This is a genomic window from Psychrobacter sp. T6-1 (genome assembly GCF_052258445.1).
The window spans coordinates 1-940 of sequence record NZ_JBQQFC010000586.1; the positions used below are offsets into that span (position 1 = coordinate 1).

1 protein-coding gene is annotated in these 940 nt (G+C 49.4%); it reads left to right on the top strand.

From position 1 onward, the window contains the following. Positions 1-83 precede the first annotated feature (83 nt). Positions 84-940, top strand: an 857-nt coding sequence (locus tag ACTXGO_RS14765) for an aminotransferase class V-fold PLP-dependent enzyme (protein ID WP_443575054.1), incomplete at its 3' end; no start/stop codon positions are given.

Sequence of the window (940 nt, forward strand, 5' to 3'; positions counted from 1 at the left end):
AAGACTCTTGCATTACATTCGCATGAAACCCTGCCTATACAACTATTGTGTCACCTTTATACACATATACAAGGACGTCAATCATGTCTCTACAAAACCCTATTTTTATCCCTGGCCCTACCAATATTCCAGAAAGACTCCGCCATGCGATGAACGTGCCAACTCAAGATCACCGTGCCCCTGACTTTTCAAACACCTTTTTACCAGTACTTCAAGATGCCAAAATAGTGTTTGGTACCAGTGAGGGCGAAGTGCTTTTATTCACCTCAAGCGGCACAGGCGGCTGGGAAGCGGCTATCAGCAACACCTTGTCCCCTGGTGATAAAGTACTGATTGCCCGCTACGGTATGTTCTCGCATCGCTGGATTGATATGTGTCAGCGTCATGGTCTCGATGTGCAAGTGATCGAATGCGAATGGGGCGACGGCGCACCTGCTGATGAGTTTCAGAATATATTGGCAGCGGACACCAATCATGAGATCAAAGCTTTGATGGTGACGCATAATGAGACCGCAACTGGCGTGCTAAGCGATATTGGTGCGGTACGCACGGCGATCGATAGCGCCGATCACCCTGCCCTGTTGCTCGTCGACGGGGTCAGCTCAATCGCTTGTGTGCCGTTTAAGATGGATGAATGGGGCGTGGATATCGCTATAGCTGGTTCACAAAAAGGCTTTATGCTCGCAACGGGTATGGCAATACTAGCTATCAGTCCAAAAGCCTTGACTGCCATGGATCAAGCAAAACTGCCACGTACCTATTTTGACTTTCGTGACATGCTAAAAGCCAATACCAATGGCGGATTTCCTTACACTCCGCCACTTAATCTGATTTATGGGATGCGCGCCAGCCTCGATATGCTATTTGAGGAAGGGCTTGAGAATGTTTACGCGCGTCATCACCGTTTAGCCGAGGGCGTACGCCAAGCGGTGAGCGCTTG